Below are 17898 nucleotides of genomic sequence, written 5' to 3' on the forward strand. Positions count from 1 at the left end.
AGCATCCTGTCGAGCGACGGGATGCTTTACTTTTTTATATGAACCTTAAATTACTTTGCAGTTAAATCAATGATCGGAATGATCATTTCTTCCAGCGACACGCCTCCGTGCTGGAATGTATCCCTGTACAAATTCACGTATTGATTGTAATTGTTCGGGTAAGCAAAGAAATAATCTTCCTTGGTAAACACGTAAGATGTAGAAACGTGTGGTTTTGGAAGGAAAATTCTTTCAGGCTTGCGGCATACCATCAGATTTTTATCATCAAAGCCCAGATTCTTCCCGTGTTTGTAACGGAGGTTCGTATTCGTCTCACGGTAACCAATGATTTTCACCGGTTTCTGAACGCGGATCATTCCGTGGTCCGTAGTCAGGATTAGTCTGCATTTCTTCTCCGCCACCTTTTTAATGAAGTCCAAAAGCGGAGAATGCTGGAACCAGGATTTCGTGATGGACCTGTAAGCAGCCTCATCCGGTGCCAGCTCCTTGATCATCTGCACGTCCGTCCGCGCATGTGAAAGCATATCCACAAAGTTGTACACAACCACATTCAGCTGGTTATTCAGCATATTATTGAAGTTGTCTATCAATGCTTTGCCCTGGTTGGCATTCAGGATTTTGTGATATGAGCTTTTTACATTATTAAGGTGATTCATTTCCAGCTGCTTTTGCAGGAAATCATGCTCATGATTATTCAATCCCTCTTCACCTTCGGGTGTATTTTCATCACTTACCCACCATTGCGGATGCTTACGCTCCATTTCGCTCGGCATAAGGCCTGAAAAAATCGCATTACGGGCATATCCGGTCGTAGTCGGCAGGATGGAATAGTAGGAAGACTCTTCTTCAATGTTGAAATATTCCTGCAAAATCGGCTGGATCATTTTCCATTGGTCATAACGGAAATTATCGATCAGCAGGAAAAACAATGGCTCATCAGATCCTTTCAGATGCGGGAAAACCTTTTGTTTCATCAATTGATGTGACAAAATAGGCTTATCCGAACGCGGATCGTTCAGCCATTCTTCGTATTCGTCTTCAATAAACTTGCAGAAATTAGCATTCGCCTCGCTTTTTTGCATGCTGAAAACCTCTGCCATACCTTGGTCTTCGGAACTTTCAAGTTCCAATTCCCAGTATATCAGCTTTTTATAAATATCCGCCCATTCTTCATGTCCGATCCGGTCCTGATATTGCATCGCGAGATTACGGAATTCCTGCTGGTAACTTAATGTCGTTTTTTCAGTTACAAGCCTTTTATTGTCCAGGATCTTCTTTACAGAAAGTAATATTTGGTTGGGATTCAGTGGTTTGATCAAATAGTCATCGATTTTGGAACCGATGGCATCTTCCATAATATGCTCTTCCTCACTCTTTGTAATCATCACAACAGGCAAATTCGGCTGTTGCTGTTTTATTTGTGCCAACGTTTCGAGGCCCGTCATACCAGGCATCATCTCATCTAAAAAAACAATGTCAAACCGGTCATTTTCAATGCGGTCCAATGCATCGGCGCCGCTGTTCACAGGCGTAACACTGTAACCTTTATTGGTTAAAAACATGATATGTGGTTTGAGAAGATCTATTTCGTCATCGGCCCAAAGAATGTTATATTGCATAGATACGTTTTTTCAATTGTTGTTAATAAAATCACTACAAGGGTAACGCCCCAGTTTGAACGGGTCGTATAAAAATACCCATTTTAACGTTTTTTAAGAGAATAGAATCTGAAAGCGCGTTGCTGAAAAAGTTACAAATAGCGTTCCAGATGGCGAAATTTAAAGTAAAAACTTTCTGCTTACACGAATCAGGTCCTCCGGCGTATCCACGCCATGAGAGTCATCGGAAGTGATCACCGCTTTGATTGCATAACCATTTTCCAGCCACCGAAGCTGCTCCAATGCTTCTGCTTTTTCGAGTGAGGAAACGGGTAGTTTAGTGATTTCCGCAAGGACGTCCGCTCGGTAAGCGTAGATACCTATATGTTTGTAAAATGTGTGAGCGCCAAGCCATTGTCCCGATTCCGGGTTGCGTAAATAAGGGATTGTTTGTCTGCTGAAATACAGGACTTCGTTGCGCTTGTTGAGAACGGCTTTGGGTACATTGTGGTTGAAAAGTATTTCATCGCTGTCAATCACTTTGACAAGCGTTGCGAGCTCCACATTACCATTCAATGCTTCTGCCAGATTATCAATGGGTTCCGGGCTGATAAATGGCTCGTCGCCCTGGATGTTGATCACATATTCGTATACGCCGTCCGTTTTGGAAAGTGCTTCGAAACAACGGTCTGTCCCGCTCTGGTGAGCACTGTCCGTCATAATGGCCTTGCCGCCGAAATCCACAACGTGGTTGAAGATTCTTTCGTCATCCGTTGCAACAATTACCTGGTCGAGTTGTGTAGCTTTGGATGATTGTTCATAAACCCGCTGGATCATGCTTTTTCCTCCTATATCAACCAATGCTTTGGCTGGAAAACGGGTGGAAGCGTAGCGGGCAGGGATTATTCCTAATATTCGCACGAGGTCGGTTGGTCTATATTTTGTTGAATTTTGTTTCAAAATAAAGCTAAAAAATTGCAAAAGGTCTTTTCTCAACGGTTTTTACAAAATATCTGGCGGATTTTACCAAACGCCGATCCGGACAGTGATCTCTGGGTGGTGGAATTGCGCGACACGACATTGAAAAAAGTGTCATTCTCTGTCATTGATACGGCGCAGATGACACAACTGTGGCATCATTCGCCCGACGAAGCCGATTGGTGGAGCTCCCTGACCGCATTTTCCCAAAACAGCATTTTCCTGCACAATTATCGCTATCCGGATGTTCCCGAACCCACCGACTTACTGGCATTCTCAGCCACCGACGGCCATTTTCGGTGGGCGTTACCCGGACATTTAATGGTAAAACAGCTGGATTCCAGGCATATAGAAGTCGCAACCAAGTCGGGAGAGCAGTTTGTTCATAAAGAATGTGATGTGGAAACAGCTGCAACCGCGTCGATGAAAGAAAATTATGGGCCGCAAATGGAAAAAGTAATTTTACAGGAACCGGTTCGTTACAGGAAGGACAGCGTTTATTTCCAAAAGCTGGCCTCATTTATCCGTGAAATAACCAACGGGCATGAAGCCGTAACGATTGATTATTTGGAGAAAAGACCCTATATAATGTTTTCTTATTATATTTACGATCAGGATAAATCAGTTCAATACCTCCTCATTGTGACCGATCAAAGGCAGTTGGTTTTACATGAACAACTATCCGAAGAACGCGAAGGAATGGGCCGCTCAACGATGATGTTAAAAGCATCTACATTGGTTTATCTTAAAAATAACAACGAGTTTTCGAGTCTAACACTTTCATAATAAATGAAATACATTTTTTGCCTGACCATTTTGTTAGGTTTGTTGACAGGTATGAGTGAGGCCCGGGCAAACGGGAGTTATAAGGTTGACTCCGTTGGGGTCGAAAGAGTGGGAGGTAAGATTTTCGTTCTGCATAGGGTAAACCAGGGACAGACCATGTTTGCGGTGGTCCGTCAGTACGGCACTTCCATTCAGGCGCTTCGCGAGGCTAACCCCGGTATGGCTGATCAGATTCAGTCGGGACAGACGATCAGGGTTCCTTATACACCGAAAACCAGCAAGAAGGATTCGAAAAAGGAAGACAAGAAAGAGGATAAAAAAGAAGATAAGAAAGAGGATAAAAAGGACGCTGCGAAAGCTGAGGTGAAGGAAGTAAAACCAACTGTAACAACACCTGCGGCCACGACACCTGCTCCATCAGCACCAGTTGCTACCGCCCCTGCACCCACAACAACATCTGCACCAACTGCCAGCGCAACCGTCGCTGCGCCAGCTAACGGCCTACACAAAGTTGAGCCAGGCGAAACGCTTTACCGTGTTGCAGTGAAATACGGCGTATTAATGGCTGATCTGAGAAAGTGGAACAACCTGGCCGACGACAATCTGAAAGACGGACAAGAGCTGATCGTCAGCGAGAAAGCACCTGAAAAGCCAGCTCCAACGGTTGCTGCGCCTGCGCCAAAGGTTACTACTACAACCACAGTGGTAAAAGATTCTGTAAAGGCAAAAGCGATTGTTCCTGAGAAAGTGGTGAAGCCGGTTGAAGAAGTTGCGCCTCCGAAAGTCGTAAAGGGCAAGAAGAAATCAGAATCCGGTCTGGCGGAAGTGATTGAGACGGATGAAAGCACTAGCAAATTCCTGGGCCTGCACCGCACTGCTCCCGTGGGCGCTTTGGTTGAGGTTTTAAATGAATATAATCAGGAAAAAATCATCGTCCGCATCATCGGCCGCATTCCCGATACGAGCATTAATGACGACATTGTAATCAAGTTATCTTCAAGGGCTTTTGAAAAAGTTTCGCCGAACAGCAAACGATTCCGGGCAGTTGTCAGTTATCTTGAATAGCATCCTACATCAACATTATGAAGCATTTACCTCAATTTCGTTCCAAAAGAGAAGAGGAGCGGGCAGCACTGAAAAACACCACCGGCTATAAATTATGGAGCGTGATGTTTACGATTCTTTATCCGTTTATCGCCATTTTTACCTTCTTGTTTTCGGGCATCATTATGTTTTTTTCAGGTATTTCAAAAGTTTTGGCTTACCTGTTCGGAGGAAGCCATGCACGGCACTGAGGTTATCATCCCTACATTTTCATCATTCGTTACGGATTTATTGGAAGAAAAGGCCGAGCAATATAATCAGCCTGCATTCATTCCTTTGGACCCGATCAGCATTCCGCATTCATTTTCTGTCAAACAGGACATTGAGATTATGGGTTTTTGGGCCGCAGTGCTTGCCTGGGGACAACGGAAGACCATTATCAACAAATGTCACGAATTGTCTGCGCTGATGGACGGCGCACCTTACGATTTTGTCCTAAATCACACAGAAAGCGACCTAAAACCTTTCCTGCATTTCAAGCACCGCACATTCAACGCGACAGATACGCTTTATTTCCTGCATTTTTTCCAGCAATATTATCGTAAGCATGAATCGCTTGAATTTGCATTCAGCAGTCACATGCAGGAAGGCGAGGAAACCATTGAAAACGCTTTAATAGGCTTTCACAACCTCTTTCGGGACTCAGAAAATTTCCCGTCCAGAACCGCCAAACACATTGCCACACCATTAAGAAAATCATCCTGCAAGCGCCTGAACATGTTCCTGCGCTGGATGGTTAGAAAAGACGACAGAGGCGTGGATTTCGGCATTTGGAACACTATTAAACCCTTCCAGCTCGTGTGCCCCTGCGACGTCCACGTAGACCGCGTCGCCCGCCTTCTAGGCCTCATCAAGCGTCCGCTCACCGACTGGCAAACCGCCAAAGAGCTGACCGCCTCCCTGAAGCAACTTAACCCTGATGATCCTGTGAAGTACGATTTTGCTTTGTTTGGGCTGGGGATTGAAGGCTTCGCGAAGTAATTCCTTTAAAGGACCTCTATACTTAAAATGGCTTTGTCGGTTAGTTTCAGTGATTTTCCGATTACTCACTGCTTCCTGCCTTTCATTCATTCTTTTGGCTTATCAAACTTTACAAAGAGCAAATTGCTTGCCTTAAACGGACTCTTCCGATTTGTGAACCAAAATTAAAGCGCGATGAAAAAAGTTTATCTGACAGGATGTCTTCTTGGCTTTTTCTTATCTGCGAAGCCGCTGGAGGGGAGAGTACGACTGCGTCCTCAAATACTTCGGTGGGTAGCAGTGCCGGCTATGAAAATCAAGTTGGAATTGGAAATACTAACCTGGGATACAGAGCGGGATATAAGAACCAGACAGAATATAATACTTTCATAGGCTATTCAGCAGGTGCATCAACACAAAGTGGTTATCATAATTCCTTTCTGGGAACCGATGCAGGCCTTTTCAACAAATACGGAAGCTGGAATTCATTTTATGGTTCGGGGTCGGGCAAGTCAAGCCAGGGCCATTATAACAGCTTTTCCGGTGTGAATACGGGCTTCAAAAATGACACAGGAGAGGGAAACAGTTTTTTTGGCAGTCATGCAGGGTATAATAACAAGACTGGACAGGAAAACACCTTCATCGGGTCAAAATCAGGAAGCGGGATCTTTGGAGATTTGTATAATGCAACTGCAATTGGTGCAAATGCATTCGTGAGCAATAGTAACAGCCTTGTTCTCGGAAACAATGCAAATGTAGGAATTGGCGTTTCGGCTCCTAATTATAAGTTACAGCTTAATACATTCTCGGCAGCAAAACCTGGATCTTCCACTTGGATCGTTGCATCTGATCGTCGTTTAAAAAAGGATGTTTCAGACTTTAAGGATGGTCTGGATTTGATTCAAAAGATGAAGCCTGTTTGGTTTACTTACAATGGAAAAGCAGGCATTGAGACAGACAAAAAGTTTGTTGGCATCATTGCACAAGAAATGCAGCAAATAGCGCCCTATACGATCGGCAACTTCACTTATCAGGATTCACTAGGCAACAAAACGGAGTATCTGGACTATGATGCGGGTGCGGTGACTTATATGCTGGTTAATGCGGTGAAGGAACAGCAGGAGATTATTGATCAGAAAGAAACGAAAATTCAGGATTTGGCTAGGCGTTTGGAACAATTGGAAAGAATTGTAGCTTCGGGAACAATCAAGCCGCTAGCTGGAAACAATGCGGCACGGCAGGAGCCGAATGAGAATGGTGTAGTGCTGGAACAAAACGCGCCCAATGGATTTTCTCAAAGCACTGCAATTCGCTTTTTCATTCCACAAACTGTGAAAGAGGCCGTAATTAATGTCTATTCAGTGGAAGGCGTTAAGGTAGGTTCGTACCCGGTTCTGGACCGCGGTGAGAGTACATTAACTTTGTCGGCAGACCAGTTTGCGAGCGGTGTCTTTGTCTATGACCTGGTAACCGATGGCAAAAGCAATGGTGCCAAGAAAATGATGATTACCAAATAAGCACTGCTAACTCAAAAAAATGCTGGCTCCGTGACAAAGCCAGCATTTTTTTGAATATATCAAACCCTACATCGCTGCGCTATCGAACTTTATCCATTCGATTCCGAAAAGAGGTTTCGGGCCTGCTGAGGGGTTTTTGAACACGAAAAACAGTTTGTGTAGCTTGTTGTCTGCGGGCGCTTTGACAGCAATGTTGATGGTTTCGGCCTTATCGACCTTTCCTTCACCAACTTTTGGTCCCGCAACGCCGTCGAGATGAATTTCGAGTATTCCGCCTGCTGTCCGTTCCGCAACCGAAGAAACGGCAACCGACAGATTTGAAATTCCACTCAGATCAATGTCATCAAATGAGATAAAACTGCTGTTTTTCGTGCCTATGACCATTTCACCACCTTTTTCATTTTTGAATTTAAAAATGTTGCTGGTGCTGTCCGCTGCATTGGCCAGGATGGTTGCCGGGCGCAATGCAATGGTTTTTGAACCGGTTAATGGTCCCATGGCTGCGCTGCCTTTATCTGTGTAGCTGGCTGTGAAAATATAGGAGCCATCCTTCTTCTTAGCCTCGGTTACATAACTGCTTTTCAGCGGCTTTTTATCAACCACTTTTTCCTTCGCCAGGGACAGAATGTATTTTACCATTTCCTCCGCTTCTTCCGGTTTATGTTGCGGATGCGCTGCCATAGCTTGCTCACCCCAAACCCCTCCACCACCGCGGATCACTTTTTCCGCAAGTGTTTTTACCGAGTTGCGTTCTTTTTCATAGCGTTTCGCTACTTCAATATAAGCTGGTCCGATAGACTTTTTATCAATAGAATGACAAGCTTTGCAGTCGCTCAGCTCAATCAGTCGCTTGCCGGTTTCGAAGCCTGTATTCGCCACATGGCCTTGTGCCAACTGCGTTTTATCGAAACCTTCCAAATAGTTGATCGTCAATGTCACTTCATCTGCCGGGATCTTTTTGTCGGCCAGACTTCCATCTTCCTTATCAGCCACGGAAACTTCGTAATTCACAGGTTTATCATTCCAATAAAACGTCTTGTTTCCCTTAATGGCGACATCTACTTTTGGAATAGCATTACCCGCTTTCACGGTTACTTCTGATGTGTTGGAATTTCCGGCACTGTCTGTCACTTTCAAAATCGCAACGTATTCGCCTGGCTTGGTATATGAGAAGCTTGGATTAGCAACTGTGCTTTTTGGAAGTCCTTTGCCAAATGTCCATTCATATTTCACCGCGTCGCCATCATGGTCAATAGAGCCTTTTGACGAGAAATTAACCTTCAAAGGAACCGCTCCAACCGTGTTTGTGGCTGTAGCTAGTGCAACCGGAACGCGATTTCCAGCATTGTATGTGATGTGGGACAAGCTGGCCTCATCATTTTGCGCAAACCAGTTCGGGCCATACTCCAATGTGTACAATGAACCGTCGTTCGCAAACTGCATATCAATAGGATGACTAAACTTGGTGTTTGGCAGGAAGCGCTCAATATTTTGCAAATCTCCCTGCTCGTTCATGGTTACAATGTTAATGTAATCGCGGATCCAGTCATATGCGAAGAACTTTCCATTGTAGTAACCCGGGAATTTGTTTTTGCTATCCTGGAAATCCGCAGCATAGTAAACCGGGCCAGCCATCGCATTACGGCCACCTTTGCCAACAATAGCGCCGAAATCAGGCGAATCGGCATATGGATAATAAATGAATGCTGGCTGTGCAGGCGGAAGTTCTTGTAAACCAGTGTTATGCGGTGAATTGTTGATCGGCTTAGCCGGATCGAAAGGTTTTCCCGACGTGCTGTCCGCAAAATTGAATTCAACATATGGCTTATTGTCAGCAATGAAAAGCGGATAACCGAAGTAGCCTGCTTTTCTTGCCTGGTTAACCTCGTCATAACCGCGCGGGCCGCGTTTTGGATCATCATTGGATGCATCCGGGCCTACGTCACCCCAATACAAATAACCTGTATGCTGATCCACTGAAATACGATACGGGTTTCTCGTTCCCATGACATAAATCTCTGGCCTTGCTCGGCGGTCGCTACCGTTTGGGTCTCCGGGAGGGAACAGGTTTCCTTCCGGAATGTCGTACAAGTTAGTCCCGCCCGGCATATTCGCCCGGCGATCGCCATATCTTGGCTTGATCCTGAGCACCTTACCACGCAAGGAATTCGTGTTTGACGAAGTATGGCGACCATCCCAGCCTTCACGTCCCGGCCGTCCGTCGATCGGTCCATAACCATTTGATTGGAAAGGGTTTACGTCATCACCCGTAGATAAATACAAATTGCTCTTTGCATCCCAGGCGATAGAACCTCCCGTATGGCAGCAATCATTTCTTTTCACCGGCACAGTCAGCAAAACTTCCTCGGTCGAAAGCAGCAACGTGTCTTTTACATCATCATACTTGAAGCGCGATAAATGCTGAGCTGTGTCTTTTTCAGTTGACGGAGGCGAATAGTAAAGGTAAACGAGCTTGTTGGTTTTGAAGTTTGGGTCAATGTTTAAGCCCATCAAGCCATATTCCTGTTTGATATAAACGGGAACATCTGCAACAACTTTGATCTTACCCGTTTTTGGATTGTAGAGTTTGAGTTTTCCTTTACGCTCAGACAGCAAAACACGCTGATCGTCCAGCACTACAAGCTCTGTCGGCTCGTCCAGTTTCGTTGCCAGCACTTTCTTGGTGAAGCGGTTTTCTTCGGGACGGGATTTGGAATAATCCAGCTTGGAAGCCATGACATAGTTGAGGCCGCCGGTTAAATGTTTTACAAAAACCGGGTTGACAAAAGTGGCATCCTCATGCCCGAAATTGGTATAAAACGCCTTTCCGCCGTCATATTCGTGATACCATGACATCGGATGATCATCGCCCATTTTTCCGTCTTTGTAAGACTTTTCATCGATCTTAACCAGCACATTAACCTTCGGATTGAAATTTTTGAAGTCATAAAACTCATCCTTAATCTTCCATTTTTTAGGAAAATCGGTCATGGATTCGTGCTTGTCATTCACCACATAAGCCTCGCCTTCCTGCACATTCGGATTGCCCGGGTGGCTCATGAATTGTGCGCCTGCCAGCTTGTTATACCACGGCCATTCATATTCTGTGTCCGTAGACGCGTGAATGCCCAGATAACCGCCACCAGCCTGAATGTAGCGTTCAAATGCATCCTGCTGCTTGTCGTTCAGGATGTCGCCTGTTGTATTCAGGAAAAGGACAGCGCTGTATTTTTGTAAGTTCTTTTCATTAAAAACAGAGGAATTCTCTGTTGTATCCACTGCAAAGCCCTTTTCTTTGCCCAGCTTAATAAGCGCCGTTCGTCCTGCCGGGATCGATGAATGTCGGAAGCCTGCCGTTTTTGAGAAAACAAGCACCCGCTTTTCAGGGGGCACCGTTTGCGCGGTTGCATTTACACAAAAATAGGCCATTGCCACAATGCCAATCTTCCGCAGCTGTTTTGGTAAAATTCGATTTAAAAAATTACTCATCCTTCGAGTCATAATGGAGTTAACTGATATAGCAAAAAAACCTATCTTCCATAAGGAAAATAGGTTTTCAATATACTTGTGAAGTCGACAATTAAAGTCCTAACACCTTGCGGTTGAATGCCTCATCGGCGCCCGTTCCCGCAAAATCGTCAAATGCTTTCGTAGTTACTTCGATAATGTGGCTTTCAATGAATGGTGCGCCTTCCGCTGCTCCCTGAACGGGAGATTTGATGCAGCATTCCCATTCTAAAACCGCCCAGCTGTCGTAATCGTACTGAGATAGTTTTGAGAAAATGCTGTTGAAGTCAACCTGACCGTCGCCTAGCGAACGGAAACGTCCGGCACGATCGGCCCAGCCTGCAAAACCGCTGTAAACGCCTTGCTTACCCGTTGGATTGAATTCCGCGTCTTTTACGTGGAACGCCTTGATACGATCGTGGTAAAGGTCGATGAATTGTAGATAATCCAATTGCTGCAACACAAAATGGCTTGGATCGTAATTAATGTTGGCACGCGTATGGCCGTCCAGATAGTCAACGAACATTTCGAAAGTTGAGCCATCGAACAAGTCTTCGCCCGGGTGCAGCTCGTAGCATACATCCACGCCGTTTTCGTCATAAACATCCAGGATCGGTTTCCAGCGCGCTGCCAGTTCTTTGAAAGCAGTTTCAACCAAACCGGCCGGGCGTTGCGGCCATGGGTAAAGGAATGGCCACGCCAATGCGCCAGAAAATGTTGCACTCGCTTTCAAACCAAGGTTAGCACTTGCTTTGGCCACATATTTTAAATGCTGCGTAGCCCATTCCGCACGCGCTTTCGGGTTATTTCTAACTTCGGGAACTGCAAAACCGTCATACATTTCATCATAAACCGGATGCGAAGCAACCAATTGTCCGATAATGTGTGAGGCGAGTTCAGTGATTTCCAAGCCTTTATCAGCCAGCTTTCCTTTCAGCTCATCCGCATAAGTCTGCGATTCAGCAGCCTGCTTCACATCAATCACACGAGGATCCCAGGTAGGAAGCTGCAAGCCTTTATAGCCCAACCCCGCCATGTAATCAGCGATAGAATCCAATGAATTAAACGGAGCCTCATCGCCCAAAAACTGGGCAAGAAAGATTCCAGGTCCTTTTATTGTTTTCATAATGTTATTGATTCAAAATTAAATAGTTACCCATGCCTGTGCTTTGTTGCTTTCCAGGATTTTTTCACAGATCAGCAGCTCGCGGTAGCCGTCTGCGAAGGTTGGGAATGTTGGTTTTTCTGGTTGTTTGCCTTCTGCGATGGCAGCGTACACTTCTTTGAACATTTGTTTTGAAGTGTCCGGGAAGCCTTCGTTGTGTCCGCCCGGGAATGTGATGGTGGAGCGAACGTCTTCATTCACCAGAGACGGATCGCGCATCAGGATTTCATTCGCTTTATCGCGGTTTCCTATCCACATTTCGTTGGGTGATTCTGAGCACCAGCTGAATGTTTTCTTCGAACCGGAAATTTCCAGGCTCATGCGGTTTTTACGGCCGGCAGAAACTTGTGAAACGGTGATGACCCCTTTGTTACCATTATCGAAACGAAGCAAAACGTTCGCATGATCTTCGGTTGTAATGGGGACGTCGGCATAATCTTCCGGTTGGAGCATTTTGCCAGAATAGGTTTCAACAGCTTTAAGCGGCTTCTTACGTGTTTTATGAACGGTGTTGAAATCGGCCATAACGGCAACGGTTTTCAATCCCGTAATGTATTCCAGAATATCCATCAAGTGAGAGCCAATGTCGGCAATCGCGCGAGAATCGCCGGATTTGTCCGGTTCAAGGCGCCAGTTGTAGTCGGTTTGGTAAAACAGCCAGTCTTGCAGATACGAACCGATAAACGAATAAATTTCACCCAATTCGCCTTTTTCACGCATGGATTTCATCTGGCGCGCCAAAGGATAGTAACGTAAATTAAAATGCACTGCATTAACAAGGCCTGTTTCAGCAGCCAGTTTTACCAGTTCTTCTGCTTCGTGCAGGTCTTTGGCAAGCGGTTTTTCACAAATAACATGTTTCCCGGCAAGCAATGCAGCTTTTGACTGGGAATAGTGAAGAAAGTTTGGTGTACAAATGTGAATGGCCTGAATGTCATCTTGTTTCAGTAATTCATCAAATGTGTAGGAACGGGCGATTCCGAGTCCATCGGCTTTTTCTTTTGCAAGCTCAGCGGTTACTTCGCAAAGTGCAGCAACTTCTACATTGGGAAGACGTCTCAAAGCTTCGATGTGTGCGGGCCCAATGAAGCCGGTTCCGACAACGCCAACTTTAATTTTGTTCATAAAACGGGTATTGAATGAAAAGGTGAAAAAAGATTAGATCAGAAACTTGTCCATTTGGTATCCGAAGCATTTGACGCTATGACGGCATCAATGAACTTCATACCCCTAAGGCCATCCTGTGCCGACGGAAAATCATAAACGGGATCAGCTTTGCCGCCTTCCCAGTATGCTCTCAAATGGATGGCAAAATTGCGGTATAGGTTCGCAAATGCCTCAAAATAGCCTTCCGGGTGACCTGCGGGAATGCGGGTGTGCACCTGAGCGGCTTTGGATAAGTTACCTACACCGGTGCGGATGATCCTTGCGCCCTGGTTGGTTTTGTGGATTAATGTGTTCGGGTCCAGCTGCTTCCATTGCAAGCCGCCTGTTTCGCCGTAAACACGAATGTTCAGGTCATTTTCTTCGCCGTTGGCAATCTGGCTGTTTTGCAGAATCCCTTTTGCACCATTGTCGAAGCGTAGCAATACATGCGCATCGTCGTCCAGTAAGCGGCCTTCCACGAAAATTGTCAGATCGGCGCAAACCTGGGTAATTTTCAGCCCGGTAATGTATTCGGCCAGGTTTTCGGCATGTGTTCCGATGTCGCCTAAGCCACCCGCAGCGCCTGAGCGTTTCGGGTCGGTTCTCCATGCAGCCTGCTTATTACCAGTCACTTCTACCAATGTTGCCAGCCAGCCTTGCGGATATTCCACGATCACTTTCCGGATCTTGCCGATAGCACCCGAAGCGATCATATGTTTCGCTTCTTTGACCATAGGATAGCCCGTATAATTGTGGGTGAGGCAGAAAATCAAGCCTGTTTTTTCAACCAATGCTGTGATTTCCTCTGCTTCCTCCGTATTCAATGTGATAGGCTTATCGCAAACAACGTGAAAACCGTTTTCGAGGGCTAGTTTAGTAGGGGCCTTGTGCATGTGGTTGGGCGTTACAATGGCCACAAAATCCATGCGTTCTCCCTCGGGAAGCTCTTTTTCTTTGAGGATCATTTCCTCGAAATCGTTGTATAATCTATCCTCCGGCAAATATAAAGCTCTGCCCGTCTCTTTCGATTTGGAAGGATCGGAACTGAACACACCACAAACCAGCTCTATTTCTCCATCCATAATAGCAGCACGGCGATGGACGCCGCCTATAAAGGCATCAAGCGATCCGCCCACCATACCCATCCTAATCTTTCTTGACATTCCAGTTGGTTTAAAGTTTTGAAAAGATTTATAACATGTTAAAGAGTAGTATAGATGACTCTTACTTCTTACAAATATAATTTTAACACTTAAAAAACACTTCCCAGGCATAACTAAATGCAGTAGAAAAAGCGTTTATTTGTTTTTTCAGTGAAATTCTTTCATAAAAACAGCAGTCTCCATAAGGTTAATCATCCATTTAAATAACAAACCCTTTTAGTCTCATGACTCAAACAATTAATAGCGACAGGCTTTTTAATGCTAGTTGTTTTGCTCTTATTACCACCGCTTTTTCTTTCAGTATCCGGGCGGGTATCCTTCCACAGCTGGGGGATGAATTTGGCCTGACTGCGGAGCAGCTTGGGTTTATTAACCTTATGTTTTTCCTCGGTTTCCCCTTGTCCATGATCATTGGCGGACTTGTTTACCACACCGTGGGCCCGAAAATCATCATGCAAATTGCATTTGTCTGCCACGTAATCGGCATTCTCCTTACCATATATGCAGGCGGTTATACCGGCCTTTTGATCTCGACATTTTTTATTGGAATCGGAAACGGATGTACGGAAGCGGCCTGTAACCCAATGATAGCGGACACTTATGAAGGTTTGAAAATGAATAAGATGCTCAACCGCTTCCATATGTGGTTCCCGGGCGGAATCGTTGTAGGGAGTTTGATATCGAAGTTCATGACCGATGCGAACCTGGGATGGCAGGCGCAAATATGGGTGATTATGATCCCGGCTGTGATTTATGCATTCTTATTCTGGGGACAGGCGTTTCCTAAGCCTCACGTCGCAGGTGTAACTTCAATAGGCGAAAACCTGAAAGCAATGGCTTCGCCTTTGTTCATATTTATCTTCGTTTGCATGACGCTGACCGCTATTTCTGAGTTCGGGCCACAGCAATGGACGGGGTTGATCATGAGCAAGAGCGGTGCAAGTCCAATGCTTATTCTTGCCCTCGTAACAGGCTTAATGGCTTTAATCCGCTTCTTCGCTGCGCCAATCGTGAAAGTCCTTGGCGCAACAGGGATTCTCTGGGGTTCGTCTATTCTCGCGGCAATCGGAATTTATTTATTTAGCACGGTAACAGGCGGAGCGGCTTATGCGGCAGCGGTTATCTTCGCGATGGGCGTGGGCCTTTTCTGGCCAACGATGATTGGTTTTATTGCACAGAATGTTCCGCTTAGCGGCGCGTTGGGAATGTCCATCGTAGGTGGTGTGGGTATGTTCTCAACCGCGATCTGGCAGCCTGTTATCGGTAAATGGCTCGATGATGCGAAAGCTGAAAAGATAGCAGCTGGTCTGACAGGTGATGAAATGGAACTGGCAGCCGGTCAGGCGACGCTCAGCACCATGATCATTTTCCCTGCCATATTGATCGTTGCATTCGGGATTTTGTTCTTCTGGATGAAAGGCAGACGTTCAACAACCACAACTACGGCAGCAGCGCATTAATTTGCTAGCTTATAAAATAGGAGAGGGTGCCGTACGGCACCCTCTTTTTTTTGTTGCTATGCAATCAATAAAGGCTATTTCAACTTCACAATGGTAACACCCGCCCCGCCGCGGTCCGGATGCTCGTCCTGCATGCCGGAAACTTGCGAGTAACCTCTCAAATGGTTCCTGACCAATGTCCGGAGGATGCCATCGCCCTTTCCATGTACAATGCGCAGTTCGTCGTAGCCGAGCATGATGGCGTTGTCCATAAACTGGTCTACAAGCCCCAATGCTTCTTCCCCGCGTTTGCCGCGCATATCCAGATTAAAACTGAAATTGAGCATACGCTCATTCAAATCAACGCCCTTAGCACTGGTTTTCAACTTCTTTTCGCCCGTCGCGGCTTTGTAAGTTTTGTTAGAAACCTTTTCCAATCGATTCAGCTTGATGGTAGATTTCAGGTCACCGATCCGCACTTCGGCGTCTTTTCCTCTTAATCCGATGACCTCACCAATAGCCGTTTGTCCCACAATCCGGACGTAACTGCCAGGGGTAATGTCGCCGCTTTCGGGTTCGAAAATGTCTTCTGCCGGTGCCGGTTCAGTCACTTGTTCCAGTTCGAGGTTTTTCTTGCCAAATTTTTCAAGCTCGACCCTTACCGTTCTGGTTTTTTCCTTTTCGGCTTTATTTTCTTTAATCTCCCGGATCGTATTCTCAATCAGCTGATTAGCGTCCGCAATGAGCGTTTTGGCTTTCTGCTTTGCCTCGTTAACGATCTTTTTCTCATTGTTATCCAGCTTTTCTTTCAGTGCTGTGTAATCGGCAAGTTGTTTGGTCAGCTTGCGCTCCTTAATGCCGACTTCAATGTTCTTTTCGGCGAAAACCCGTCTTTCAATGTCGAGCTCTTTCAACAGTTTTTCAAAATTCACCTGCTGCGTTCCCAGCTTTTCCTTCGCACGGTCGACCACAGCATTCGGCAGCCCTATTTTGGAAGCGATTTCAAATGCAAAAGAACTGCCCGGCCTTCCTATTTCGAGCTGATAAAGCGGTTCCAAGTGCTCGCCGTCAAAACGCATGGCACCATTCACAAGGCCTTCGGTTTTGTCCGCAAGCACTTTCAGGTTGGTATAATGCGTATTGATCACGCCATATGCACCTGATTTGGTCAGGTTTTCGAGGATTGCTTCGGCTATTGCCCCGCCAAGTCCCGGCTCCGTTCCAGTTCCGAATTCATCGATCAGGAAAAGCGTGCGCCTGTTGGCCATGGCCAGGAAATGCCGCATGTTCGTTAAGTGCGAGCTGTATGTACTAAGGTCATTTTCAAGTGATTGTTCATCGCCGATATCAATGAAAATGTTTTGGAAAAAACCCATTGTAGAACCTTCCGCAACCGGCACCAGCAAGCCGCATTGGAACATATACTGTATTAGTCCGACCGTTTTTAACGACACCGACTTTCCACCTGCATTTGGCCCGGAAACAATGAGTATGCGCTGCTTTTCCTGCAATTCAATGTTAAGCGGAACCACTTTCTTGCCTTGTTTCTGGAAAGAAAGATGTAATAACGGGTGCCTCGCATCGCGCCAGTCTATGAACTGTTTATTGAAAAAAGGCGGGTTAATCGCACTCATTTCAGCAGCTAGCTTTGCTTTGGCCCTCAGGAAATCCATCAATCCTAAAAAGCCATAGGCCTTTTGCAGGTCCGGGACGTAAGGCCGGAGCTGCGCGGTAAGTTCCAGCAGGATCCGGTTAATCTCACGGCGTTCCTCGTATTCCAGTTCGCGGATCTCGTTATTGGATTCGAAAACGTCCGTTGGTTCAATGAATACGGTTTGCCCGGTGGCCGACTCATCGTGCACAAATCCCCGCAGCTTACGCTTGTGCTCAGCGGCAACCGGAATAACCATCCGGCCATTGCGTATGGTAAGCGAAACATCGTCGCCAACCCAGCCATTGCTTCGTGCCGATTTCAGGATCGTATCCAGCTTCTTGCGAATGCCCGCTTGTTCGGATATAAGCCTCTTTCTGATGCGTGATAATTCCGATGAAGCCGAATCTCTGATTTGCCCCCGATCATCAATAATGCGGTCAATGGCGTCCGTAATGGCCTTGTCGACGCGGATTGTTTTGGCATATTCGCCCAGGATCGGGTAAGCTTCCGGCTCTTCATTTGCGAAAAAGCGAAGGCAAAGTCTGATGGTGAGCAGCGAAACTTTAATGTCGGAAAATTCGGCCTGCGTGAGCAGCATTCCCTCAATTGCCGCGCGTTTCAGAAAGGAAGTGGCGTCAATGTAATTCTGAGAAGGGAAATTTTCGCCGATCTGCATAATCTTCTGCATTTCAGCGGTTTGACTTACGAGCTTTTCTACAAGTCCGAAGTTTTCCGAAAACTTGATTTTCTCAACGTAACTCTGCCCCAGCGGGCTTATACAAGCTTCTTTGAGCCGCTCCCGCAGCTTGTCAAAGCCTAATTTTTGTTCTAATGTATTGGGATAAAGCATTTTTTATGGCTATCGGCCTGCGGCAATCCGC

13 protein-coding genes are annotated in these 17898 nt (G+C 46.0%); 6 read left to right on the forward strand and 7 right to left on the reverse strand.

Features of this window, described 5'->3' with window-relative positions; genetic code table 11:
* Window positions 1-50 precede the first annotated feature (50 nt).
* Together porX and kdsB are read right to left on the reverse strand one after the other, a co-directional pair.
* Window positions 51-1619: a T9SS response regulator signal transducer PorX gene (gene porX, locus G395_RS0115535; RefSeq protein WP_026630896.1), complete on the reverse strand. Its 1569-nt coding sequence runs from the start codon at window positions 1617-1619 to the stop codon at window positions 51-53.
* Window positions 1620-1778: 159 nt separating this feature from the next.
* Complete coding sequence (gene kdsB, locus G395_RS0115540) at window positions 1779-2519, reverse strand: 3-deoxy-manno-octulosonate cytidylyltransferase (protein ID WP_026630897.1); 741 nt, start codon at window positions 2517-2519, stop codon at window positions 1779-1781.
* 54 nt (window positions 2520-2573) lie between these two features.
* Between kdsB and G395_RS0115545 the strand changes: the two genes are divergently transcribed.
* The 5 genes from G395_RS0115545 (at window position 2574) to G395_RS29515 (ending at window position 6943) form a co-directional block, all read left to right on the forward strand.
* Window positions 2574-3362, forward strand: coding sequence for a DUF4905 domain-containing protein (locus G395_RS0115545; RefSeq protein WP_035361451.1), 789 nt, complete (start codon window positions 2574-2576; stop codon window positions 3360-3362).
* Window positions 3363-3365: 3 nt separating this feature from the next.
* Window positions 3366-4427 (forward strand): LysM peptidoglycan-binding domain-containing protein, encoded by a 1062-nt coding sequence (locus tag G395_RS0115550; RefSeq protein WP_026630899.1) that lies wholly within the window; start codon window positions 3366-3368, stop codon window positions 4425-4427.
* Between the two features lie 17 nt (window positions 4428-4444).
* Window positions 4445-4657, forward strand: a complete 213-nt coding sequence (locus G395_RS0115555) for a hypothetical protein (protein ID WP_035361453.1) — start codon at window positions 4445-4447, stop codon at window positions 4655-4657.
* Window positions 4644-5447 carry a TIGR02757 family protein gene (locus tag G395_RS0115560; protein ID WP_051350187.1) on the forward strand — a complete coding sequence of 268 codons (804 nt, stop codon included), beginning with the start codon at window positions 4644-4646 and terminating at the stop codon, window positions 5445-5447. Before G395_RS0115555 ends, G395_RS0115560 begins: the two co-directional genes overlap by 14 nt.
* Before the next feature lie 197 nt (window positions 5448-5644).
* Window positions 5645-6943 (forward strand): tail fiber domain-containing protein, encoded by a 1299-nt coding sequence (locus G395_RS29515; RefSeq protein WP_051350188.1) that lies wholly within the window; start codon window positions 5645-5647, stop codon window positions 6941-6943.
* Window positions 6944-7009: 66 nt separating this feature from the next.
* Here G395_RS29515 and G395_RS0115570 read toward each other — a convergent pair whose 3' ends face one another.
* From G395_RS0115570 to G395_RS0115585, 4 genes are all read right to left on the reverse strand, one after another.
* Window positions 7010-10372 (reverse strand): ThuA domain-containing protein, encoded by a 3363-nt coding sequence (locus G395_RS0115570; protein WP_229204194.1) that lies wholly within the window; start codon window positions 10370-10372, stop codon window positions 7010-7012.
* 151 nt (window positions 10373-10523) lie between these two features.
* A complete protein-coding gene (locus G395_RS0115575) occupies window positions 10524-11576 on the reverse strand; it encodes a sugar phosphate isomerase/epimerase family protein (RefSeq protein ID WP_026630903.1) in 1053 nt (350 codons plus the stop codon).
* Between the two features lie 18 nt (window positions 11577-11594).
* Window positions 11595-12740: a Gfo/Idh/MocA family protein gene (locus G395_RS0115580; RefSeq protein WP_026630904.1), complete on the reverse strand. Its 1146-nt coding sequence runs from the start codon at window positions 12738-12740 to the stop codon at window positions 11595-11597.
* Window positions 12741-12778: 38 nt separating this feature from the next.
* A complete protein-coding gene (locus G395_RS0115585; protein ID WP_026630905.1) occupies window positions 12779-13906 on the reverse strand; it encodes a Gfo/Idh/MocA family protein in 1128 nt (375 codons plus the stop codon).
* A 242-nt stretch (window positions 13907-14148) separates the two neighbouring features.
* On the opposite strand from G395_RS0115585, the gene G395_RS0115590 reads away from it, so the two are divergent.
* A complete protein-coding gene (locus G395_RS0115590) occupies window positions 14149-15384 on the forward strand; it encodes an MFS transporter (RefSeq protein WP_026630906.1) in 1236 nt (411 codons plus the stop codon).
* A 74-nt stretch (window positions 15385-15458) separates the two neighbouring features.
* On the opposite strand, the gene G395_RS0115595 is transcribed toward G395_RS0115590, so the two are convergent.
* The gene (locus G395_RS0115595) at window positions 15459-17867 is read right to left on the reverse strand and encodes an endonuclease MutS2 (RefSeq protein WP_026630907.1); all 2409 of its coding nucleotides are present in this window, start codon (window positions 17865-17867) and stop codon (window positions 15459-15461) included.
* Window positions 17868-17898: the final 31 nt, after the last annotated feature.

Source organism: Dyadobacter alkalitolerans DSM 23607 (genome assembly GCF_000428845.1).
GTDB classification, from domain to species: Bacteria; Bacteroidota; Bacteroidia; order Cytophagales; family Spirosomataceae; genus Dyadobacter; species Dyadobacter alkalitolerans.